This is a genomic window from Gammaproteobacteria bacterium, from assembly GCA_029881255.1.
Lineage (GTDB): Bacteria > Pseudomonadota > Gammaproteobacteria > S012-40 > S012-40 > JAOUMY01.
In genome coordinates this window covers 873,359-896,567 of the sequence record JAOUMY010000001.1, presented here as the reverse complement: position 1 = coordinate 896,567, position 23,209 = coordinate 873,359, and the positions used below count along the sequence as shown (strand labels likewise).

Below are 23,209 nucleotides of genomic sequence, written 5' to 3'. Positions count from 1 at the left end.
CATGCACGGCAACGAACGAGTAACGAATATGAAAAGACGATCACTTTTAAAAGCATTAGGTATATTAGGCGCGGCTGGCTGGACGATGGGCCCGGGTGGCATCATAGCACCTGCCTCCGCCGCGGGAATTTCCAAGAAGAAACTATTGAATGCCAGAGCACTGGTTCTTGGACAAATTGATTTTGTCAAACCAGCTAAATTACCTCAGATCATCAATATATTTCTATATGGCGGCCCATCAGAACTGGGCGCCAATTTGAGCAACATGGATGAAATCAATTCCGTTTCACAAAACAAATATAGTAACAACCTCATGCCTGAGATGAGTGGCTCCGAGGTAACACCTAATCTCTTCTGGTTAAATGCCGGCGGTCGACAAATGGAACGCATGATGAAGGCCGGACGCCTTTCAGTATACAGAACATTAAATCGCGTATTAGATGATTCAAAGGCGCATCGCCCCAGTATTTTTTCCAATTTAACCGGTTTAGTCGGAGAAGAAGATATGAGGCCAGGCATTGGAAGCAATGTCGCGGCTATATTGTCGGCGAACGATGCTATTTCACTTGACGCGCTTTTTCCCTTTGTTTCGATGGAGGGTGATTCCTTGTTCTTCAATCAGGGTGATCTGTCACTAGATCCGAGATTTAAACCGCTTTCGCTAGATCGAAACCTCGGCAATCCTTATCAGCGTGCAAATAACGATGCATTCAATCCAGATGAACATGAACGACTCGATCTACTTGCGCAGCAAACCATATCCGGCCAAACAGAGCGGTACACCAAGGTGATCGAGGCCTTTAAGAAACGCGGCGAGATGTCTTCGTTTATAGAGGAATTAAGCACCCAAGTTCGCACTAGCGCGTTACCTGATGACCCAGACAATCCTGGCACAACACTGGTTTATCCGGATAACAACCAGTTTAGCCGTAAACTAGAGAACGCGATTCGCCTGTTGGTTAGCAATCCTGACACACTAGCATTAAGCATGGGAAGTGACGGGCTCGGTGGATGGGATGATCACAATGATGCCATTCAAGAGTACAGCGCGCGCATGCGCGATCTGTTCAGCGCTCTGGAAGTTGCGGCTAAGCACATAGAGGCATCGGGCAAAAACAATATTGCGATTTTCGTTCACGGAGATTTTGGGCGTAACGCGAATCTCAACAATTCACTGGGATGGGATCACGGTAACAATCAGAATTTGTATATCGTCGGCGCAGGTCCCTCCGCTGGAACTGGTATTCCTACTCAAAATCTCGGACGTTTAGTTGGAAAGACAAAACTGAAAGGCTCTGCCGACAACAATCGACTCTATACAACCCCTGCCGACGACAGTTATCAATGTGAGCCGTTTGCCATGGCGGCAACAATGTATCGATATTTCGGAATAAATAATCCAGAAGTTCTCACTGGAGGAATTGCACCCATCGATCAAACCGGTACGACAAATGAGTGGGTAGATCCAGGGGATGTCTCGACCTTGTAAAGTCTACATCCAATAACGCACGCCCTGAAGCTTGAGAAAAGCCTCGGCGTGCTCGCCGTGCAACATTGCCATCGTTGCAAGTATACCGGCCTCCAAACATGTAGCCGCCTCTACAGTCACAGACAATGGCGCATGTTCTACGGGGTAACCACTACGCGGATCAATAATATGCCCATAACGCACCCCATTTTTTTTAACATAGCGTTTTGTCGTACCACTAGTCGCCAAGGCGCTGCTACGAATCTTTATTAACTTGACCTTTTCTGACGAGGAAGTTGGCTCTATGGCCACTTCCCAAGGATATCCAGCTTGCCTTTCTCCAATACACACCAGGTCTCCGCCAAAGTTGACGATGGCAGACTGGATACCGGCTTCCTTTAATAATGTTGCGGCGCGATCAACCGCGTATTCCTTACCGATACCACCAAAATCTAGTTCCATGCCATCTTGTAAGGTTAGCTGAGGAGACTGCCACTGAATTTTCTCCCAACCTACCTTTTCCAAAAGCTGCGTGACATCCGACTTGCGGGGAAGGTTGTCACTACCATCAAACGTCCACGCGCGACGCAAAACGCCTGAAGTGATATCGAAAGCGCCTTCACTGAGCTGATAACACTGTTCAGCATAATTGAGCAACAACGAAGTCTCAGCATCAACTTTAACTGGCATACCTTGGCTATTGTTGATCTGGTAAATGACATTGTCATCACGATAACGGCTAAACTTCCTTTCTATACGATACGCTTCGTTGGCTACAACAACCGCAGCATTTTTCACCTTTTCCACATCATTGTGATCAATATACACATAACATGGGCTAGCCATAGCACTAAAACTGGCAATCCAGTATTGTTTATTGAATTTCAGGGTGAGCGATTCTTCGTGCATCAGATATTCGCCTGTTAAAACTTGGTGGCGTATATAAATTGAAATACCAGCGTATTCATGGCAGGCAAGTTTTTTTGGGGATACATTTGACGCACATAATCACTCTTAATAGAAATACGATGGACGTCTGACAAATCAAAACCCACTTTCAAACCCGCCGTAATCGTTATTTGCTCGCCTACGCGATGATCCGCAGACACAAACTCCGGCTCCAATGAATTTGAGTCGATATAGTTTTGAAAGAAATAAGCACTGTTTTGATAGCTATAACGAAATCTTGGTCGAAGATAGAACGACTTCTTCATTTCATAGCGATACTTCAAATCTACGGTATGTGCACGTATTCCCCAATCATCCCAGAAGAAACGATACGAAATTCGCGCCACGTTTTCGCGAATAACTTTTACCAATTTGAAAAACAGTCGATGCATATTCCGTTGTTCAGGGCGTTTCTCATAGATAAATGCTGATTCGCCAAACACGGGGTCAAATACACTGACTAGCTTATAGGGATCGGTAAGATAACCGCTCAAGTTGGTATAGCCATAATTGAGCTGCCAGATCGTGCGCTTGTTCCATATCTGAGAGTAACCGATCATCGCATCGACTGATGTCTTGTTTCCCACTTCGTAACGAACAGAAGAGGGAACACAATCTATCCAAATTGGCTGATAATTGTGCGAGTCCTCGCACCATAGAACCGATTTTGCCTCTTGTATTTTACTCACTGGTCGAATTTGATCGTTGTTTCGTCCAACACCAAAAGTTAATGCCGAAAGCTTGCTATTAAACTCGTTAACAAACTTTAACGCGCCACCATAGGAACGATAATCGTTTTCGTCCGAAAATGAAGCGCTGAAAGATCCTGTTAGATTAGAATTGAATTTACGCGTCCAATCGCCCGAGCCCGCGTAACGTCTGTCAGAAAAAGCCGTTACCCAGGTCCGTGGGTCGGCAGTTGTATCGCCTGTCACCTGGAATGAAAATCCAGAGGCTGTCGTTACGGGTATTTCACCAGAGTCCAGTTTAGAGAAGTCCACTCGTCGACCATTTGGCGAAACGCCCGTCATCGTGTCGTAAACAAAACTCAAGCTTAACTGATTGTCTGCGTCGAAATCTTTTTCATAGAGCAACTGTGTCTTTTTTACCGCGACACGATCCGCTTCTAGATATTCCAGATGGGAAATACTAGCCTTGTTATCAACTGAATCTGCAGCCAATACCTGCCCAACACCATGGAGCAAAGTACCAGTCGCCACCGCAAGTGCACCGCTGATCTTGGGGAGGCCTTTTTTTAATTGCATCCGCAACCTCCACCGCCAAATCCTTCACCACCATTGGCCGCTTCTTTGCTGAAGTAGATGTGCTGGTCGGCTTCCGCCTCCAATTTATCATCTATTAACTGTGCTTTTTCCTGCGCCAGTATATTACGGTGCCATGGCTTAATTTTCTTGTATCCGCACCCACTGAGAAAAAGCAAACAAAATACAACAGTAAGTACGCACAAATTGCGTTGATTGAATGTCACTACGCGCTGTCCTAACGAAATTAACGCCACAAAATATATCATTATGCTTCTTAGTTCAAAACAGATCGATAATCTACTTCTATCCACGTGCACTATCCACGCCATTCAGACTTAAGCTCAGAACCGCCAACCGCATCACATTTTTCACTTTTTCGTAGATTCGGACTATGGAAATGTGACGCAAATCCGAGGCTTTTTCCGCCGCCGGCCGTAAAAAGGACACACCCGCGTATAGGCTGGAGATTTGTCATGCCCATGAACATCAACACCAATGTGTCTTCGATCAACGCTCAGAAGAATCTGAACCGTACGGAAAGCAAGATTAAGACACCACTTGAGCGACTGTCTTCTGGTAAACGCATCAATAGTGCGCGCGATGATGCCGCCGGCCTGGCAATCGTTGCACGCATGACGACCCAAATACTCGGCACCAGCCAGGCCATACGCAATACCAACGACGGTATTTCTCTGGCACAAGTTGCTGAAGGTGCTTTACAAGAAGCCAGCGGTATACTCCAGCGCGTACGTGAATTGGCGGTTCAATCCGTTAATGCAACCAATTCGGATTCGGATCGTGATGCATTACAACAGGAAGTCGGACAGTTAACTTCCGAACTTAATCGTATTGCGCAGACGACAGAATTTAATGGGCAGAAATTGCTCGATGGCTCTTTTAACACCGCCCTGTTTCAGGTGGGCCCGAATGCAGGAAATGTTATTTCCGCTAACACCAAGAATTTTCAGACTGATCAGTATGGCGATAATCGTCTGGAAGGTAATACCTCATCGGTAGACCTTGCCAGTCGAATTGCCGCTCCAGGTAGTGTCGACATCACCGGTTCAGAAGGCACGGCAACGGTAAACTACGATGCTGGTGATTCTGCCGCGACAATTGCGCAAAACGTCAATCTTGTCTCTGAGTCAACCGGTGTTACAGCCTTTGCGCAGACAGAAATTGATCTAGAGTTCAGTGCTGCGGGTTCATATCAATTGAATATCACTGCAGACAATGGCGAAACCAAAACCGTTGCCTTTGAAATCGATAACAATACAGGTGTAGAGTCACTCAATCAGGCAGCTCAAGCATTTAACGATCAAACTGCCACAACAGGTGTCGTTGCCTCAGTGAAAGAAGATGGTTCTGGTATTACGCTGACCCATTTTGGGGGTGAAAACATCACCCTCAGCGATACATCTAACGCCAATGACGGTGATGTTGTAGTTAAAGGCGCGAGCAGCACACAAACGCTAACCGCTGACGCGGTTGCAGACACGGTGGAAGTCACAGGCCAGGTTACGTTTGATTCTGAAAAATCGTTTTCGGTCACGGGCAATGCGGGAGATGTAATTACTAACTCCACCGAGGCATCTAAGCTTCTCGAAGTAGCAGAACTAGACGTCAGCACCGTAGACGCTTCCAATAAGGCGTTGGCAATGGTTGATGCCGCTATTGCGAGTGTGTCGTCTCAACGTGCCGCCTACGGTGCATTACAAAGTAAATTTGAATCCACCATACGCAACTCTGAAACCTATCATGTGAACCTTTCCGCTTCACGTAGTCGCATCGAAGATGCCGACTATGCTAAGGAAACAGCGGAGTTGACGCGTTCACTCATACTCAAGAAGAGTGGGATTGCAATGCTGGCACAGGCAAATCTACGACCACAACTGGCTTTGAATCTGTTGAAATAGATTCAGCCAGACTAATCGTCGCTGGGCGAGGGCGGAAATTTTGCCACCATAGCGATGTTCTTCGTCATGCGTTTGACGGTTAGTGGCAACCAGGTTCCAGGTGCAATCTTGCGCACAGCACGAATCACATCTTCCACTTCAGTCGCCTTCTTACCCGCTATTTCAACAATAATGTCGTCTTTTTCTATACCGGCGGACTGGGCAATACTGTCATCTACTACGCGAGAGACCAGCACACCGTCTTCCGACTTCTCTAAAAACACACCTAACATTACGCGTCGAAGCTTGGAACTCTTGCCATGGGCAAAGCGCTCTGTTTTCTTATCAACACCAAATGCAAAATGCGCAATAGATTGGGAAAACTCCTCGCAATGCATGGTATCGTCCCATGGCATAAACGATAAAACATCTTTTGTCTTTAATGCGCTCAACTGATACGGAACAGCTGTGGTGGGAATAATGTGACCGGCGCCCATAATCGCAACGACGGAATCGAATTTATCTGACTCGAGTATCGACTTGATCGAACCCGCCATTGCCCTGTCCCAGGCCAATTGACCGTACATAAAATTACTCAGTTTATCCTGATCAATCTCTGGTGCTTCGCCTTCCTGAGCTTGTCCATGAGGCATGTGCTGCATAAATACTTGCTGCATCATTTCTTTGAATTCAGACGTCGGTGGTGCTGGCTCGCCTATACTTTCGCGCATCTTGGGGCTCAATTCGGCCCAGCCTTTGTCACCAATCATCGAAACCACTTCGCGAGGGATGTTCAATGCGAACATAGGTATGCGATTCATACGTGCAAAGTGAAAAATCGGCATATAAAGATCTGAATCGTAGTTCCAGATCTCATGCCATTTCACTTGGGACAGAAACTGATCTTCGGAAATCTCTCCAGCAACCCAGTCATCTAAAATCGGCTGTACTTCACGTGGAAACATTTCGAATCCGAGCGCAATGTTTTGACGACGTGAATAAATCTGCGAAATCATTCCTAACTGCCAGCGATGATGCTCGGCGTTTTCGTGATCTTCTCCGAGCAGAACAACTTTCGCGCCTTCGGCTTTACCCAGCACTTTCTTGGCTTCTATGACTTCTTCTGATTTTGTATCTACCCAGTTGCCAACAGGCACACATTGACTGGCGGCATAGGAGGCTTGCGCTCCAGCAAAAAGTGACAGCAGACTCAAGACAAAAGCTCTGAACACGTTATCTCCTTGTATGGCATTCCCTGCTCACCAGATCCGTGTGGCTCTTGTGACTCAGGAAATCTTTTTACCCGCCGCCTGCAAATCAGCGTGATAGGAAGATCGCACCATCGGACCGCTGGCGACGCTGGTGAAACCAATTTCCTCGGCATACTTACCAAGTTGATCAAACTCATCCGGCGTGACGTAGCGTTCCACCGCGAGGTGATGCAAGCTTGGTTGCAAATATTGGCCCAAGGTCAACATATCACATTGATGCTCGCGCAAATCCCTAAGCACCTGTTTAACTTCCTCTTCTTCCTCGCCTATACCAAGCATAATGCCCGATTTAGACGGGACATCGGGAAACATTTCCTTAAATCTGCGGATGAGTTGTAACGAATATTCGTAGTCGGCGCCAGGACGCGCTTTTTTATATAGTCGTGGTACGGTTTCTAAATTGTGGTTAAACACGTCCGGTGGTGTTTCCTGCAAAATCTCGAGCGCGATATCCATACGACCACGAAAATCCGGCACCAGTATTTCTATTTTGGTTTTGGGACTATATTCGCGCACCGCGCTGATGCACGCTTTGAAATGAGCAGCGCCGCCGTCACGCAAGTCATCCCGATCGACAGAGGTAATCACCACATAGTCGAGATCCATAGCTTTAATGGTTTCAGCCAGATGTTTCGGCTCATCTTCATCCAACGGTAGCGGACGACCATGACCGACATCGCAAAACGGACAGCGACGGGTACATATGTCACCCATAATCATAAAAGTCGCCGTACCATGACTAAAACACTCACCCAGATTTGGGCAAGACGCCTCTTCGCAGACGGTATGCAGGCGCTGTTCACGCAAAACGTCTTTAAGTTTGTTTACACGCCCAGTCAATGGGGTTTTCGCACGAATCCAGCTAGGTTTGCGCAAGGGTTTCGTTGTTGGTTGTATCTTTACCGGGATGCGTGCCACTTTATCTGCGCCGCGCATTTTCTTACCGGGTTCTATTTTTGACATGTTAAATCTTCCAATTCCAGAGGTGGCAGCCACGTCATATGCTCAAAGCCCAACGCTTGAGCCAATAGCTCCACGAGCCGTCGCTCGAGCGTTTCGCGTTGGTATTCTACCTGATCGGCGAGCCGAATCACCTCCAGGCCCTGATAGCCACAGGGATTGATTCCCAGAAATGGCGCCAGATCCATATCCAAGTTGAGGCTGAGTCCGTGGTAGCTGCGGCCACTTTTCACCCTCAGGCCCAGTGCTGCAATCTTTCTACGGTCGATATAAACGCCGGGGGCTTGACGGTCCGCATAGGCTTGAAGACCATAACCTGACAGCAATGTGACAATAGCTGACTCCATAGAAGTCACCAATTGACGAACTCCCCAGCCGCCGCGTCTGACGTCGAGCATCAAATAGAGCACCAGTTGGCCTGGGCCATGGTAGGTCACTTGTCCCCCACGGTCCACATTCACCACAGGAATATCGCCTGGATTGAGCAAGTGCTCTGGTTTGGCATTCCGTCCGAAGGTATATACCGGTGGGTGCTCCACCAACCAAAACTCATCTGAAGTTTCAGTTGTACGCTCAGCACTCCAGGACTGCATAAAATGAAACATCGGCTCATATGGCACGAGCCCGAATCGCCTGACCTGCACTGTTGATGGTCTCCCCATCACAGCGCCATTTTCACCAGGGTATGCGAGGAAAGCTCTTGGTAGATATTGTCCAACTGTTGCTTGCTATGGGCCTCTATAGTAATCGTCAGGGCCAGGTAACGCCCACCGCTACTCTCACGGCTTGATACGGCCCCTTCGGACAGAGAACTACAGTGGCGGTTGATGATCTCGATTACCGCGACTTCAAAGGTTTCGCTGTTCTCACCAAAGACCTTGATGGGAAAAGCACAGGGAAACTCCAGCAAGGTTTCTTGTTCAGACATGTTGACTCCGCTTTTGACTAGGCGGTGTATTTTGGGGCACTAGGCTTAAATGCAAGCTTAAGTCCGCCGCGACTATAGCGCGCGCTTATAATTTCTATACAATTCAATTACTTTTTTCCACACTTCGCCTGGTAGTCCGCTCCCAACAAGGATATTATCCAAACGAGTCACCGGCACGACCTCCTTGGTCGAGCTACTTAACCATACCTCGTCCGCAGCAAACAACCGCTCTTTGGTGATCGATTCCTGGTGACAAGGAACGCCCGCTTTTTCCAACAATTCGACCACCAGGTCGCGAGTGATGCCTGGCAATAGAAAAGGCGTCTGGACCGGTGTATATACCTCGCCTTGACTGACGATAAAGACATTGCTGGCAGCACCTTCCGTCACCAATCCGTCCCGAATCAGTATGGCCTCAGCGAATCCGGCCTCCAATGCGCGCTGACGTAACAACACATTTGCCAGCAAGCTGATGGATTTGATATCGCAATGACGCCAGCGATCATCATCATAGACCGCGGCGGCGACTCCCTCTCGGTAGACCTTGTCAGGCAATGGTGTAATCGGTGTCGCCATTGCAAACATCGTAGGCTCAACACCTATGGGAAAGGCGTGATCACGCTCAGCCACGCCACGGGTTATTTGTAGATACACCGACAAATCCCCCTCCCCGTTACGCTGTACCAGCTCGTTCAATACTTCAGACCACTTCTTTTCATCAAGTGGATTACGCATACCGACGGCATCCAGATTATTTTGCAATCGTTGTAGATGTTCGTTCAGTCGAAAAAGTCGTCCCTTATAGGCAGGAATGACTTCATAAATACCATCGCCCAGCAAAAAGCCCCGGTCCAGAACGGAAACCGAGGCCTTATCGCGCGCCATGAAGGCACCGTTCAAATATACGTCCATGTCTTACTCAAATAATAACTGCACTTCATCAAGAATGCTGGTAATCAAACCACCTTCCTGTACATCACTCAGTGCCGTCAATTCACGATTTAAATATGGCTCTTTATCAAGTGAGATATTCACTTGCCCATAAATCCTTCCCTTATGTGCCGGGGCAATAATTTTAGCGTCTATGCTCATTGTTGCTTTCAACTTGTCGTAACTGCCGCGGGGAATGGTCACGTACAGATCTTCCGCCAGTCCCAGAGAAATTCGCTCAGCCTGACCTTTCCATACCCGCGCCGTGGTAAGAGGCTCCGAAGCAGCATATAGCTTGTATGTTTCAAAAAAACGAAATCCGTAGGTAAGTAATTTCTGAGATTCGGTGGCGCGTGCACTTTCACTTTTGGTTCCGAGCACCACGGATATCAAGCGCATGTCGCCACGTACGGCGGAAGCCGCGAGACAAAATCCGGCCGAATCAGTGTGGCCAGTCTTAACCCCGTCCACATATTTATCCTGCCACAAAAGCTTATTGCGGTTGTATTGCTTTATACCATTAAAGGTGAACTCTTTAATCGAATACCATTCATAGGTTTCCGGAAAATCACGAACTAGTGCACCAACTAAAATCGCCAGGTCTTTCGCCGTGGTGCGATGATCTTTATGGGGCATGCCCGTCGCATTCACAAAGTTTGTCTCTTTCATACCGAGCATACGTGCATACTCATTCATCAAGGCGACGAATGCATCTTCCGTCCCGGCGACATGCTCAGCCAACGCAATTGTGGCATCATTTCCCGATTGAACTATCACCCCCATAAGTAAATCTTTAACGCTTACGGTAGAACCGACTTCGATAAACATGCGAGAGCCACCCATACTCCAGGCTTTTTTGCTCACTTTTACCATGTCAGTCAGAGTGACGTTGCCAAGCTTAAGCTCCTGCTCTACAACGTAGGTCGACATCATCTTGGTCAAACTGGCAGGTTCTACAGTCTTGTCGGCGTTGTGTTCTGCGATAATTCTGCCGCTATTGAAGTCCTGGAGTATGTATGCCTTAGCCGCCAGTTTCAGATTATTATTGATAGCCGCGTGGACATTAGCAGCGCACAAAGCCAATAACAAAAAGCAACCGGACATTCTCAGGAAAACACGTACATTATTCACTTCAAACATTATCAATCAACCTTAATCGCTCACAATTTTTGCTTCAGGAATTCCCATAGTTAATAAATCGCGTGCGACTCGATCGGCGTCTTGTCGATCTGTAAAAGGTCCAACTCGCACACGAAAAACCTTGCCATGTCCATTTAAACTACTGGCAACATATATGCCGCTTTGTATGTCTGATTTTTTTAACTCGTACTGCACACGCTCAGCATTTTCTTGCGCCGAATATGCGCCAATTTGCACAAAAAGCGGCTTGATAAAGTCCTCTCTGCTAGCCGATCGACTTGGCCACACGCCTGATCCAGTTGGATCAATGGCAAGCACTTCCACTTCCGCAGTGCCTTTGGCATATACACCGAGTTTCATTGCCGCTGCATAAGACAAATCAATGACGCGTTCCGGGTGAAATGGTCCTCGGTCATTAACCTTCACGACGATTTCTTTGTCATTCTCAAGATTGCGCACACGAACATAAGAGGGAATAGGCAGAGTTTTGTGTGCAGCTGTCATCGCAAACGCATCATAAGGTTCGCCGCTTGAGGTGCGCTTGCCATGAAACTTGCTCCCGTACCACGATGCTTTGCCTGTCGCGCGGTAGTCGGCGGCGCTTTCGAGTACTTCATAACGTACGCCGTTGACCGTATAACTATCCGGGTTACCATATTTACTCAATGGTTCTGGGCGAGGTTGTGCATTTTCAATATTGGCGATATCGAACCCACGCGGATGACGTGGTGGCCCGTCACGAAAACCCAGCATCGAACACGCATTGAATACGACTAGCGATGACACCAGAACTGATGTAGAAAGAACTTTCGTTTGAATCACAATATTTGCCGATTTACAGATACATATCGTATTTACCTAAACCAGGTAGACACGTAGATACATAGACTGGTTCACTATTTTGCCGCGATGTTTTGCCGTGACTCCGCAATCGCTTGAGCCAACTGATACACCGCCATCGCGTATAAAGCACTGTGATTATAACGCGTTATTGCGTAAAAATTATCAAGTCCTAACCAATATTCCATTTCTTTTTCAGCCTCAAGACGAAACAGTGCTGATTTTGTGTCTTGATTCAGCCGTTCGCGGCTAGTGATACCCTGCCGCTTGAATTCCGCTAATGTTGTTTGCGGCTTGAAACCTTTTTTGAGTAAGCGCTTACCGACTTTGCCTTTAATCGCTGCTTTCGTAACAACAGGTTGTCCGCGCTTCCATCCATGACGATTCAGATAATTTGCCACGCTTCCGATCGCATCTGAACTATTATTTAGCAAATCTCGCACACCGTCACCGTCAAAATCCACTGCGTAACGACGATAGCTACTCGCCATAAACTGCGGTTTACCTATCGCTCCAGCATACGAGCCTTCAACTGACAAAGGGTCAAATCCTTCGCCTCGCGTCAGCAACAAAAACTCTTCCATCTCTTTGGTAAAAAATTTACTGCGTCGCGGATAATCTACGGCTAAGGTAGTTAGCGAATCCAGAACGCGAAATCCACCCGTGTGTCGTCCATATCGAGTTTCCACACCGATGATGGCTATGATGATTTCGGGAGGCACGCCGTATTTCTTTTCCGCCTCACGCAGAACTTGTTCATTTTTTTGCCAGAACTCTCGACCCTGGGCAATACGTTCTTCCTGCATGAAAATCTTTCGGTAACGGTGCCATGGCATTGCCTCCGCAGGACGAGTAATTTTTTCGATAATTTCAGGCAATACTTCAACGCGCGAAAATATCCCAACTAGCTCTTTTCGATCAAAGCTGTGTTTTTTTACCATCGTATCGATGAAGGAAACTATCTTCGGGTTTTGCGTCAATGATTGAGCGTTTGCCCACGCAGATGATTGGATGATACAGAGGCACAACAAAACCACAGCCCAGTTAACAACTGGCATTTTTTGAGTATTCATAACGTTAAATTCAATTAATAATTAAGTGGCCGTTAGCAATTTACGGTGAGTTTGAATCGACATTAACACTCCCATGCCTGCCATTAGCGTCACCATCGAGGTACCGCCATAGCTAATGAGCGGCAAGGGTACGCCAACTACCGGCATCAAACCGCTTACCATGCCAATATTCACAAGCACATAGACAAAGAACGTCAGGATCAGACTGCCTGCCAGCAGTCGTGTGTAACCAGACTGAGCTTGATATGCAATCGTCAGACCGCGGAAAATAATGAATAGATAAATCGCCAACAGAACGATAACACCTATCATGCCAAATTCCTCGGCAAATACAGCGAAGATAAAGTCTGTGGTTCGTTCAGGTAGAAAATCCAACTGCGACTGCGTTCCGTTCAGCCAGCCCTTTCCGTAAATTCCGCCTGAGCCAATCGCGATTTTTGATTGAATGATGTGATAACCGGAACCCAGTGGATCACTTTCCGGGTCAAGAAACGTCAATACGCGTTGCCGCTGATAGTCACGCATCAGATAAAACCACACGACAGGTGCTACTGACGCAAGCAAAACGCCTGCACCAATGATCAACCGCATGCTTAGGCCTGTAAGTAAAAGTGCAAACACGCCAGCACTTGCGACCAATATCGAAGTACCTAGATCAGGCTGTTTTGCGATCAGCACCACGGGTACCAGTATAATGAAAATGGCAACAATCAGGCGGGGAATACTTGGCGGCAAGGCTTTTTCTGCTACATACCAGGCGACCATCATCGGCACCGCAATTTTCATGATCTCAGAAGGTTGAAAGCGGAAAATCCCCAAATCCAACCAGCGCTGCGCGCCTTTTCCCGTGTCGCCGAAAAAAAGCACGATCAACAGCAATAGGATTCCGAAACCAAAGAACCAGGGCGTCCATAGCTCGATGTGACGCGGCTGAACCTGCGCGATGAGAAACATCACAACATAGGCAAGTGCTAGCATCATCATTTGTTTTATTACCAGATCCCAATTCTGACCGCTTGCGCTATATTGTATGACCAAGCCGACGGAGGTTAGCACCAGAATTCCGGCGAGCAAAGGCCAGTCCATATGCGCGTTTTGCAGACTGGACATTACCGACGTCGGTCGCGCATCACTCCAGCCTGATGTTCCTTGCTGATAGTTCATATGGTCTTCTTCAGTAAGTAGGCGTCGAGTACAGCGCGCGCAATAGGTGCCGCAGTTGAGCCACCGCCACCACCATTTTCTACAATTACCGATACTGCTATCTTCGGATCATCAACCGGGGCGAAGGCTACGAATAATGCGTGGTCACGCAGGTGCAACTCGATTTCCTCTTTGACGTATTCCTCGCCTTGCTTAATACCAAAAACCTGTGCAGTGCCGGTTTTCCCGGCGATATGGTATGGCGCGTCACTGATATTTTTCGCTGTTCCACGCGCACTGTGAACTACTCGTTCCATACTTTTCACGACGTAGTCCCAATTCTGTTTTTTCAAAACGGGTATCATCGCCTTAATTTCAGGCTCAACGTATTCTCGCTCGAAAGTACCGGGGATTTCCGTTGCATAACCCAGGCGAGGTTGCATGTGTAAACCGAAGTTGGCAAAGGCGCCTATTGCCGACGCCAGTTGGAGTGGCGAAGCCAGATTAAAACCCTGACCTATACCGCTAATCAATGTCTCACCTGGATACCAGGGTTCACGTTTTACGCGCCGCTTCCATTCACGCGAAGGTAACAAGCCAAGCGTTTCACCTGAGACATCAATACCGGTTCGTTCACCAAAACCAAATTGCTTCATGTATTCATGAATGCGATCTATACCTAAATTAAGCGCAAGGTCATAGAAATAGACATCACAAGACTCACGAATGGCGCTAAGCAAAGTAACATCTTCGCCATGACCCTCCTTTTTCCAGTCGCGATATCGGCGATCGTCATTCTTGAGCATGTAATAACCTGGACACGGAATGCGCGATCCGCCGTGTATCAAATCGTATTCAAGACCGGCAAGCCCGACGAAAGGTTTGATTGTTGATCCGGGAGGATAACGTCCACGCAGGGCGCGATTGAACAACGGTTGGGCTTTGTTCTTTGCAAGCGCGGCATAAGAAGCGCTGTCGATTCCATTCACAAATGGGTTCGGATCAAACGCCGGCATACTGGCCAAGGCAATCACACCGCCGGTGCGCGGATCGATTGCGACGATGGCTCCTCGATTTTGTCCCAGCGCTTGCTCGGCAATCATTTGCACCTGCGCGTCGAGGTTTAAATAGAGGTGTTTTCCTGGCGTGGGCGCTTGTTCTTCAAGCACACGAATAATGCGTCCCTGCGCATTGGTTTCAACACGTTTAAATCCAACTTTGCCATGCAGAGACTCTTCATAGGATTTTTCGACACCACTCTTACCGATATGCGTCGTACCGTTATATTCGGCCTGATCCAGAGTATCCATTTCAGCTTCATTGATACGGCCGACATAGCCAATTGCATGCACACCCAGCGCCCCCTGAGGATACTGCCGCAGCAGACGTGACTGAATATCCACACCTTCGTATTGATGTCGCCTCACCGCAAAACGTGCTACTTCTTCCTCAGTTAAACGAAAGCGTAGAGGTACTGGCTTAAATCTCGACGTTCTTCGGCGTATTTTGTGATAGCGCTCAAGATCACCATCGGTGATCTCCATGATTTCCCGCAGCCGCGCTATAGTCTCGTCAAAGTCTTCAACTTTTTCTGGAACAATCTCCAGGGTGAACGAAGGTATATTTTGCGCTAGCACCACACCATTAAAGTCATAGATCAAACCGCGAGTAGGTGGAATCGGTACAAGACTCACCCGGTTGTTTTGCGACAAAGTAGTGTAATGCTCATGACTCAGTATCTGCAGGTAAATCATGCGGCCGATCAGAGTAAGCACAAGCAAGGACACGACAAACACTGCCGCAATTACGCGACTGGAAAACAATTGCGTTTCCCGCAAATGGTCTTTGAGTCTTACTCTTGAATCCGCGCCAAATTTCATTCTAGCCTGCTACTCGGAATTTACGTCTAGCATCCCGCAATACGATATAAACCCATGGCCACAACAAGGCACTTGTTAGCGATGGCACCCAGTACAGCCAGTCCTCTGGCGCCTGTCCGATAATTCCCTTTACCCATACAACCAATAATTGTCCCAGCGCAACAAGTACGAAAACACTCAACGCTTGTTGCCACAAGGGATAGACACGAACTTGTTTGTGCACTTTCACTGTCACAAACGCGACAATAGACAAAGCCAGGGCGTGTTGGCCGAGCAAATTTCCGGTAATGACATCGACAAACAACCCGACCATCCAGCCAACACCAACATTCACGCGCCCCGGCAAGGCCAGACACCAATAGATCAGCACCAGTGTCGCCCATTCCGGCCGCATCCAACGCGCCCAATCTGGTAGCGGAAGCGCCACCAGCGCTAAGGCCACCACAAAGGTAGTCAGGATTGTGCTGCCGCCACGGCGTTGAATTTCACTCATTTCGCAAACGCTTCCCTTGTTCTCACTTTAATTAAGGTTGTACATCAATCTCTGACTCAATCACGTCTTCCGGTACAGGATCGATTTCCGGTTCAGGCTCAGGGCGAGGTTCTGGTTTCGGCTTAGCCTTGGGCTTGGCCTTTTCATCACGCTTTGCCTGTTCCTTTTTGCGCTTTTTCTCTTCTTCTAGTTGCAGCGCCTGTTCCTCCGCTGCTTTCTGAGCAGCAATTAAATCAACGCGCTCCTGGTGCCAAACCAACATAACTTCCCGCGAACGATCAAGCATAGCCAATGGGCGCGCAAATACTTTTGCATAGGGTTGACTGACGATAGGTTCAAACTCAATTACTTCGGCAACGGGGTATCCCACTGGAAAAACACCACCTAAACCCGATGTCACCAATACATCACCGACCTGCACATCGGAATTATTAGGAATATGTAACAGCTCGAGTTTGTCCATCGCGCCGGTACCGACGGCGATTGTTCGGATGCCATTACGATTGAACTGAACGGGCAAGGCATGGGCGGGGTCTGTTATCAACATGATCTGACTGGTCAGCGGCATTGCATGGACGACCTGGCCATAAACCCCTTCAGCATCCAATACCGGCTGGCCATTATAGATGTCATGACGTAATCCTTTGTTTACCACGACTTGATGGCTAAAAGGATCGAGGTCAACAGAAAGCAATTCTGCAGCAAGCACCCGGTCATTGATTCGCTCTGACGCCTGCAACAGCTTACGCAAACGCATATTTTCTATTTCAAGCGAAACGAATTTTTGCAGTTGCGCCTTCAGGAAAATGTTTTGCGAACGTAAAGCCCCATTCTCCTCCATCAGGGCTTCGCGCGAGGAAAGATTTTCTCCCAGCCATCCGCTGGCGGAGACCGGGAGACTAACCAGTGCTTGTATCGGATATACAATAACGGAGATGGCTGAGCGGATATCGCTCAAGAAACCTTGTCTATGGTCCAAAGTCATCAGGGCGCTGGAAAACACCACCAGCAAGACGAACCGAAGCCCTGCTGCCTGCCCGTAAGCAAATAGCGGTTTAATGGTCTACCTCCGTAAACCTGATACTTTATGAAATGGAGTAGCGCTAAGGCTTATTCAACTGCGAAGACTTCGCCACCATGCTCGTCGATCATCTCAAGTGCGCGTCCACCACCCCGTGCAACACAGGTCAGCGGATCTTCGGCGACGATGACCGGCAGTCCGGTTTCTTCCATCAATAGGCGATCCAGATCGCGTAACAAGGCACCACCACCGGTCAGCACCATGCCACGTTCGGCAACGTCTGAACCAAGCTCGGGAGGCGTCTGTTCCAGTGCACCACGAACTGCGCCAACGATACCGGCGAGTGGTTCCTGAAGGGCTTCAAGAATCTCGTTGCTGTTCAGGGTAAAACTGCGCGGCACACCTTCGGCCAGGTTACGACCGCGAACTTCGATCTCGCGCACCTCTTCGGCCGGGTAAGCGGTACCGATTTCCTGCTTGATACGTTCGGCTGTCGCATCCCCGATCAATGTGCCGTAATTTCGACGCACGTAGTTGATAATCGCTTCGTCGAAGCGGTCACCACCGATACGCACCGATTCTGAATACACAATGCCATTGAGTGACATAACCGCCACCTCGGTAGTACCACCACCGATGTCGACAACCATCGAGCCACTGGCTTCACCGATCGGCATACCTGCGCCTATTGCTGCAGCCATCGGTTCTTCGATGAGATAAACCTCACGTGCACCCGCACCTGCTGCAGATTCTTTGATCGCACGTCTTTCCACCTGCGTCGAACCACAGGGAACGCAAACCAGTACTCGCGGACTGGGGCGGAAGAATTTCGATTCATGCACTTTAAATATAAAGTGCTGAAGCATTTTTTCGGTTACGGTGAAGTCGGCAATTACACCGTCTTTCAGAGGCCGTATAGCCGTGATATTCCCAGGAGTACGGCCAAGCATGCGCTTAGCCTCCAGACCGACCGCCGCGATACTCTTCGGGCCGCCCGGACCACGTTCCTGGCGTATGGCCACTACCGAAGGCTCGGCCAACACGATACCTTTACCGCGCACATAAATTAGCGTGTTTGCGGTGCCCAGATCGATCGAGAGATCGTTGGAAAACATGCCACGGAGACGTCCAAACATAGTCAGTCCAAATCCTATCTAGTTAATAATTAAAAGGTTGCCTAATCTAACAACGTGAAACACTTTGGGCAAGCAATCAACGTGTGATAAGGTTCGTCCCCAGCAAAACAGTGACGCCGGAGACCACGATGTCCTTACAAAAAGACGATGTCAAAAACATTGCCCATTTAGCCCGAATCGCTATCGACGAGAAAGATATTCCTGCCTTGTCAGAAAATCTTTCCAGTATTTTGCAACTCGTCGAGCAAATGAGCTCTGTCGATACCCAGGGTGTTACACCTATGGCTCATCCCCTGGATATGCATCAACGCTTGCGTACTGACGAAGTCACCGAAACGAATCATCGGGACGACTATCAATCGCTCGCTCCGCTCACTGAAGACGGTTTGTATCTGGTTCCGAAAGTCATCGAATAACAGAATAGCAAACTGTAGCCAGTAAACATTGTAATTTCAAAGCGATAAACCACAATGCAGAAACCGTTCCGAATTCCCCAGGAACCATTCGACAGTCAAAGTTCTGGAGCCAATAGAACATGTTAGAAAAGACAATTGCGGAACTCTCTTCAGATTTATCCACCGGGAAGATCTCCAGTCTTGAACTGACAAAGGAATATCTGAAGCGCATAAAACAACACGATTCAGGCATTAACAGCTATATCACTGTCACTGAAGAACAGGCTTTGGCTCAAGCAAAGGCGGCTGATGAACGCATTGCCGCAAAAACCCATCGTCAATTGACCGGCATTCCGATTGCCCACAAAGACATCTTCTGTACGCTTGGCGTCAAAACCAGTTGTGCTTCGAAGATGCTTGATAATTTTGTCTCCCCCTACGACGCAACCGTTGTTGAAAAGTTCAACACCGAGGGCGCAATTATGTTGGGCAAGACCAACATGGATGAGTTCGCCATGGGTTCTTCCAACGAAAGCAGCTTTTACGGACCTGTGCATAATCCCTGGGATCTGGAGCGTATTCCAGGTGGTTCGTCAGGTGGCTCAGCGGCCGCTGTTGTGGCTCGTCTGGCAGTAGCAAGCACAGGTACCGATACCGGTGGCTCTATCAGGCAACCAGCTGCAATGTGTGGCGTTACCGGTCTTAAACCTACCTATGGCCGCGTTTCGCGCTGGGGCATGATCGCCTTTGCCTCAAGCCTCGATCAGGCAGGCCCCTTTGCTCGTAGCGCCGAAGATGCCGCCATTCTTCTCAATGCTATGGCGGGTTTTGATCCAAAAGATTCCACCAGCGCGGAACGCGATGTACCGGACTATACCCAGGCTTTGAACAACTCGCTTAAGGGCTTAACAATTGGTCTACCCAAAGAATATTTTGACGACGCCCTGGATGCGGGTACTGGTGCCGTTATCGAGGAAGCACGTCAGGTTTTAGGCAAATTGGGCGCAAGCTTTAAAGACATTAGTCTGCCGAATACTCGATTGTCGGTCCCCGCCTACTATGTTGTTGCCCCAGCAGAGTGTTCGTCTAATCTGTCGCGATTCGATGGTGTGCGCTACGGCTATCGCTGTAAGAATGCCGTTGACCTTGAAGACCTGTACAAACGTAGTCGGGGCGAAGGATTTGGTGCTGAGGTGAAACGACGTATTATGATCGGCGCCTACGCCTTGTCGGCCGGATACTACGATGCCTATTATTTAAAAGCACAGCAGATACGTCGCTTGATCAGCGAGGATTTCACCAAGGCCTTTCAGGAAGTCGATCTTATACTCGGCCCAACGGCTCCGGAAACAGCGTTCAAGATTGGCGAGAAATCTAGCGATCCGGTCAAAATGTATCTTTCAGACATTTATACGATTTCAGTCAATCTTGCAGGACTGCCCGGGATATCAGTGCCTGCTGGCTTTTCGAACAATATGCCCGTGGGCATGCAGCTCATCGGAAACTATTTCGATGAGTCTCGCTTACTCAATGTCGCACACCAGTTTCAGTTGAACACTGACTGGCACAAACAATGTCCAGCTGCGTACGCATAAGATTGAGGTTATTCGAAGATGGAATGGGAAACAGTCATCGGTCTAGAGATTCACGCGCAGCTTGCGACAAAGAGTAAGATTTTTTCCGGTAGCGCGACGACGTTCGGCGCGGAACCGAACACGCAAGCCTCATTAATCGACCTGGGTATGCCAGGTGTATTGCCGGTATTAAACAAAGAAGCCGTCGTTATGGCCGCAAAATTTGGCCTCGCGATAGGCGCGACAGTCGCCAAACGCTCTGTGTTTGCACGAAAGAATTATTTTTATCCTGATTTACCCAAAGGCTACCAGATAAGCCAATTTGAATTACCTATCGTCGCAAACGGCACCATGGACATCGAACTGGAAGACGGTACGACCAAGACGATAGGCGTGACTCGCGCGCATTTGGAAGAGGACGCAGGCAAATCCTTGCACGAAGATTTTCAAGGCATGACAGGCATAGACCTCAATCGCGCCGGCACACCTTTGCTGGAGATTGTATCAGAGCCAGACATGCGCTCAGCCAAAGAAGCCGTCGCCTATATGAAAAAGATTCACGCTATCGTGCGTTATCTTGGGATTTCTGATGGCAATATGCAGGAAGGCTCGTTCCGTTGCGACGCCAACGTGTCGGTACGGTTAAAAGGTGAAGAGAAATTCGGTACCCGCGCTGAAATCAAGAATCTCAACTCTTTCCGCTTTATCGAAAAAGCTATCGACTACGAAGTAGATCGCCAGATTCATATACTCGAAAGCGGCGGCGAAGTCGTACAGGAAACGCGACTCTATGATGCGGACAAAGGCGAAACCCGTTCCATGCGTTCCAAAGAGGAAGCCAACGACTATCGCTACTTTCCAGATCCTGATCTACTTCCTGTTGAAGTCGATCAGGCATTTCTTGACGCGATACAAGAAAATCTTCCAGAACTGCCCGATCAGAAACGTGACCGCTTCGTCAACGAATACAGGCTTCCGGAATACGATGCCGGCGTTCTAACGGCATCTCGTGAATTGGCAGATTACTTCGAGTCATGCATACGCGAGGGTGGCGAAGATCCAAAGCTATGCGCCAACTGGGTTATGGGTGACGTCATCGCCGGACTCAATCGTGACGAAAAAGATATCAGCGAGTGCCCGGTTACACCGCAATTGCTGGGCGGGATGCTGCTACGTATACGTGACAACACCATTTCCGGAAAAATTGCCAAAAAAGTGTTTGAAGCCATGTGGGCCGGTGAAGGCAATGCCGATAGTATTATCGAGAGCCAGGGGCTGAAGCAGGTTACAGACACCGGCTTTATCGAAAAGATTATTGACGAAATCATGGCCGACAATATGGACCAGGTTGAGCAATTCCGCGCTGGAAAAGAAAAAGTACTCGGCTTTTTCGTAGGACAGGTCATGAAGGCCAGCCAGGGCAAAGCAAATCCTGGACAAGTTAACCAATTGCTGCGCGATAAATTAAAGGGATAAGAAACGGCAACGTTTGCGTTCAGACTGGGCTTTGGTTCGGGAACGCTATGAAGATTCAATCTATGAAAGAAAAAGATATCATCCGACGATTTATGTTTGAAAATATCCCCGTACGTGGCGAGATTGTGCATCTCGATGCTACCTGGCGCGCGGTGCTTGAACGAAATCAATATCCCGAAATCGTAAAAAGAACTTTGGCGGAATTCATGGCCGCTGCAGCGCTACTATCCTCCACGTTGAAATTTGAAGGCACCTTGTCGTTTCAGGTAACCGGCGACGGACCCATTTCACTGATGGTGATGGAAGCCAGCAACGATCACACACTACGCGGCGTCGCAAAACACAGTGAGGACATGCCGGAACAAGGAACACTCCATGAACTGTTTGGCAAGGGAAACCTTGTCATCACTATCGAGAACAACATCACCAATGAACGTTACCAGGGCATAATTGAATTAATCGGTAACACTATCGCCGAGGCCTTGGAATATTATCTTACCCAGTCTGAGCAACTGGATACACGTCTGTGGTTGGCAACAGACAATGAACAAGCGACGGGCATGTTATTACAACGCATGCCTGGAAAAACCGAACCCGATGCCGATGATTGGAATCGCCTGACCACGCTGGCGTCGACAATGACAGAAAAGGAATTAGTAGAGTTGTCAGCCCAGGAGATTTTACACCGTTTATATCACGAAGAAGACATTCGTCTTATGGATGCGGAGCCTGTTTTCTTTCGCTGCTCGTGTAGCCGTGAACGCGTGCGCAACATGCTACGCGGCCTTGGCCTTACCGAAGTGCGGAGCATTATCGAAGAAAAAGGGCTAGTCGACATCAATTGCGAAATGTGCGGCCAGCAATATATATTTGACCGAATTGATGCGGAAGAAATTTTCGCCTCAGATACTCGCCAGGATATTCCTCCCACCAAGCATTAATCCCAGGCTACTCCGCTACTCCAGGCTCAATTCAATCTCTTCTGTCACATCATCCCTGATAAAAAAACCACGCATTTCCAATACACCCTCAGTACTGAGCGACACTATCAAATAAACGACCTCTTTATAAGCCGCATCATGAATATCTTTTAGTGATGGTCGCGCAGGGGCAGTGGGATGGGAATGATATATCGCCAGCAGTTGTTCGCCCGCTTCGCGCATTTCGCGCATTGCCTCTATTTGTCTAGCAGGGTCCATTTCAAATAAGCGCGTTTGATCGCAGGCAATATTAGGCACTGGATAGACTGTCTCAGGTCGTTTGTCTCGACCGCCAATCAGCCCACATATTTCAACTTCGATATTGTGTTGTGCTTGAGTCAGAATTTTATTAACTACGGTGCGTGAAATAGGGAAAGATTTCATATTCTGCTC

The 23,209-nt window shown here is 48.4% G+C and carries 23 protein-coding genes; 6 read left to right on the top strand and 17 right to left on the bottom strand.

Features of this window, described 5'->3' with window-relative positions; genetic code table 11:
- The first annotated feature begins 28 nt into the window (after positions 1–28).
- Positions 29–1,489, top strand: a complete 1,461-nt coding sequence (locus OEZ43_04140; protein MDH5544757.1) for a DUF1501 domain-containing protein — start codon at positions 29–31, stop codon at positions 1,487–1,489.
- Between the two features lie 3 nt (positions 1,490–1,492).
- Here OEZ43_04140 and OEZ43_04135 read toward each other — a convergent pair whose 3' ends face one another.
- From OEZ43_04135 to OEZ43_04125, 3 genes are read right to left on the bottom strand one after another with little or no spacing between them, the layout of a single operon-like run.
- Positions 1,493–2,377, bottom strand: coding sequence for an FAD:protein FMN transferase (locus OEZ43_04135; GenBank protein MDH5544756.1), 885 nt, complete (start codon positions 2,375–2,377; stop codon positions 1,493–1,495).
- Positions 2,378–2,391: 14 nt separating this feature from the next.
- Positions 2,392–3,681 carry a DUF3570 domain-containing protein gene (locus OEZ43_04130; protein MDH5544755.1) on the bottom strand — a complete coding sequence of 430 codons (1,290 nt, stop codon included), beginning with the start codon at positions 3,679–3,681 and terminating at the stop codon, positions 2,392–2,394.
- A complete protein-coding gene (locus OEZ43_04125) occupies positions 3,672–3,905 on the bottom strand; it encodes a DUF4266 domain-containing protein (GenBank protein ID MDH5544754.1) in 234 nt (77 codons plus the stop codon). The genes OEZ43_04130 and OEZ43_04125 overlap by 10 nt, the downstream gene beginning before the upstream one ends.
- A 249-nt stretch (positions 3,906–4,154) precedes the next feature.
- On the opposite strand from OEZ43_04125, the gene OEZ43_04120 reads away from it, so the two are divergent.
- Entirely contained in the window at positions 4,155–5,597 is a 1,443-nt protein-coding gene (locus OEZ43_04120; GenBank protein ID MDH5544753.1) for a flagellin, read from the top strand.
- An 11-nt stretch (positions 5,598–5,608) separates the two neighbouring features.
- Here OEZ43_04120 and OEZ43_04115 read toward each other — a convergent pair whose 3' ends face one another.
- From OEZ43_04115 to OEZ43_04055, 13 genes are all read right to left on the bottom strand, one after another.
- A complete protein-coding gene (locus tag OEZ43_04115) occupies positions 5,609–6,808 on the bottom strand; it encodes a ChaN family lipoprotein (protein ID MDH5544752.1) in 1,200 nt (399 codons plus the stop codon).
- A gap of 54 nt (positions 6,809–6,862) precedes the next feature.
- A complete protein-coding gene (gene lipA, locus OEZ43_04110; GenBank protein MDH5544751.1) occupies positions 6,863–7,810 on the bottom strand; it encodes a lipoyl synthase in 948 nt (315 codons plus the stop codon).
- Complete coding sequence (gene lipB, locus OEZ43_04105) at positions 7,798–8,469, bottom strand: lipoyl(octanoyl) transferase LipB (protein MDH5544750.1); 672 nt, start codon at positions 8,467–8,469, stop codon at positions 7,798–7,800. The genes lipA and lipB overlap by 13 nt, the downstream gene beginning before the upstream one ends.
- Positions 8,469–8,735, bottom strand: a complete 267-nt coding sequence (locus OEZ43_04100; protein MDH5544749.1) for a DUF493 domain-containing protein — start codon at positions 8,733–8,735, stop codon at positions 8,469–8,471. Before OEZ43_04100 ends, lipB begins: the two co-directional genes overlap by 1 nt.
- Before the next feature lie 72 nt (positions 8,736–8,807).
- A complete protein-coding gene (locus OEZ43_04095; protein ID MDH5544748.1) occupies positions 8,808–9,647 on the bottom strand; it encodes a D-amino acid aminotransferase in 840 nt (279 codons plus the stop codon).
- A 3-nt stretch (positions 9,648–9,650) separates the two neighbouring features.
- The gene (locus OEZ43_04090; protein ID MDH5544747.1) at positions 9,651–10,805 is read right to left on the bottom strand and encodes a D-alanyl-D-alanine carboxypeptidase; all 1,155 of its coding nucleotides are present in this window, start codon (positions 10,803–10,805) and stop codon (positions 9,651–9,653) included.
- Positions 10,806–10,817: 12 nt separating this feature from the next.
- Positions 10,818–11,558: a septal ring lytic transglycosylase RlpA family protein gene (locus OEZ43_04085; protein ID MDH5544746.1), complete on the bottom strand. Its 741-nt coding sequence runs from the start codon at positions 11,556–11,558 to the stop codon at positions 10,818–10,820.
- 143 nt (positions 11,559–11,701) lie between these two features.
- Positions 11,702–12,718 carry a lytic murein transglycosylase B gene (mltB, locus tag OEZ43_04080; protein MDH5544745.1) on the bottom strand — a complete coding sequence of 339 codons (1,017 nt, stop codon included), beginning with the start codon at positions 12,716–12,718 and terminating at the stop codon, positions 11,702–11,704.
- Positions 12,719–12,739: 21 nt separating this feature from the next.
- Entirely contained in the window at positions 12,740–13,828 is a 1,089-nt protein-coding gene (gene rodA / locus OEZ43_04075; protein MDH5544744.1) for a rod shape-determining protein RodA, read from the bottom strand.
- A gap of 50 nt (positions 13,829–13,878) precedes the next feature.
- Positions 13,879–15,741 carry a penicillin-binding protein 2 gene (gene mrdA / locus OEZ43_04070; GenBank protein ID MDH5544743.1) on the bottom strand — a complete coding sequence of 621 codons (1,863 nt, stop codon included), beginning with the start codon at positions 15,739–15,741 and terminating at the stop codon, positions 13,879–13,881.
- 1 nt (position 15,742) lies between these two features.
- Entirely contained in the window at positions 15,743–16,234 is a 492-nt protein-coding gene (gene mreD, locus OEZ43_04065; protein MDH5544742.1) for a rod shape-determining protein MreD, read from the bottom strand.
- Positions 16,235–16,265: 31 nt separating this feature from the next.
- Positions 16,266–17,294, bottom strand: coding sequence for a rod shape-determining protein MreC (gene mreC / locus OEZ43_04060; GenBank protein MDH5544741.1), 1,029 nt, complete (start codon positions 17,292–17,294; stop codon positions 16,266–16,268).
- 50 nt (positions 17,295–17,344) lie between these two features.
- Complete coding sequence (locus tag OEZ43_04055; GenBank protein ID MDH5544740.1) at positions 17,345–18,391, bottom strand: rod shape-determining protein; 1,047 nt, start codon at positions 18,389–18,391, stop codon at positions 17,345–17,347.
- 128 nt (positions 18,392–18,519) lie between these two features.
- Between OEZ43_04055 and gatC the strand changes: the two genes are divergently transcribed.
- The 4 genes from gatC (at position 18,520) to hslO (ending at position 22,777) form a co-directional block, all read left to right on the top strand.
- Complete coding sequence (gene gatC / locus OEZ43_04050) at positions 18,520–18,807, top strand: Asp-tRNA(Asn)/Glu-tRNA(Gln) amidotransferase subunit GatC (GenBank protein ID MDH5544739.1); 288 nt, start codon at positions 18,520–18,522, stop codon at positions 18,805–18,807.
- A 119-nt stretch (positions 18,808–18,926) separates the two neighbouring features.
- Complete coding sequence (gene gatA / locus OEZ43_04045; GenBank protein ID MDH5544738.1) at positions 18,927–20,381, top strand: Asp-tRNA(Asn)/Glu-tRNA(Gln) amidotransferase subunit GatA; 1,455 nt, start codon at positions 18,927–18,929, stop codon at positions 20,379–20,381.
- 18 nt (positions 20,382–20,399) lie between these two features.
- Positions 20,400–21,836 (top strand): Asp-tRNA(Asn)/Glu-tRNA(Gln) amidotransferase subunit GatB, encoded by a 1,437-nt coding sequence (gene gatB, locus OEZ43_04040; GenBank protein ID MDH5544737.1) that lies wholly within the window; start codon positions 20,400–20,402, stop codon positions 21,834–21,836.
- Positions 21,837–21,898: 62 nt separating this feature from the next.
- Complete coding sequence (gene hslO / locus OEZ43_04035; GenBank protein MDH5544736.1) at positions 21,899–22,777, top strand: Hsp33 family molecular chaperone HslO; 879 nt, start codon at positions 21,899–21,901, stop codon at positions 22,775–22,777.
- Positions 22,778–22,792: 15 nt separating this feature from the next.
- Here the strand turns inward: hslO and OEZ43_04030 are convergent, their stop codons facing one another.
- Positions 22,793–23,200 (bottom strand): M67 family metallopeptidase, encoded by a 408-nt coding sequence (locus OEZ43_04030; protein MDH5544735.1) that lies wholly within the window; start codon positions 23,198–23,200, stop codon positions 22,793–22,795.
- Positions 23,201–23,209: the final 9 nt, after the last annotated feature.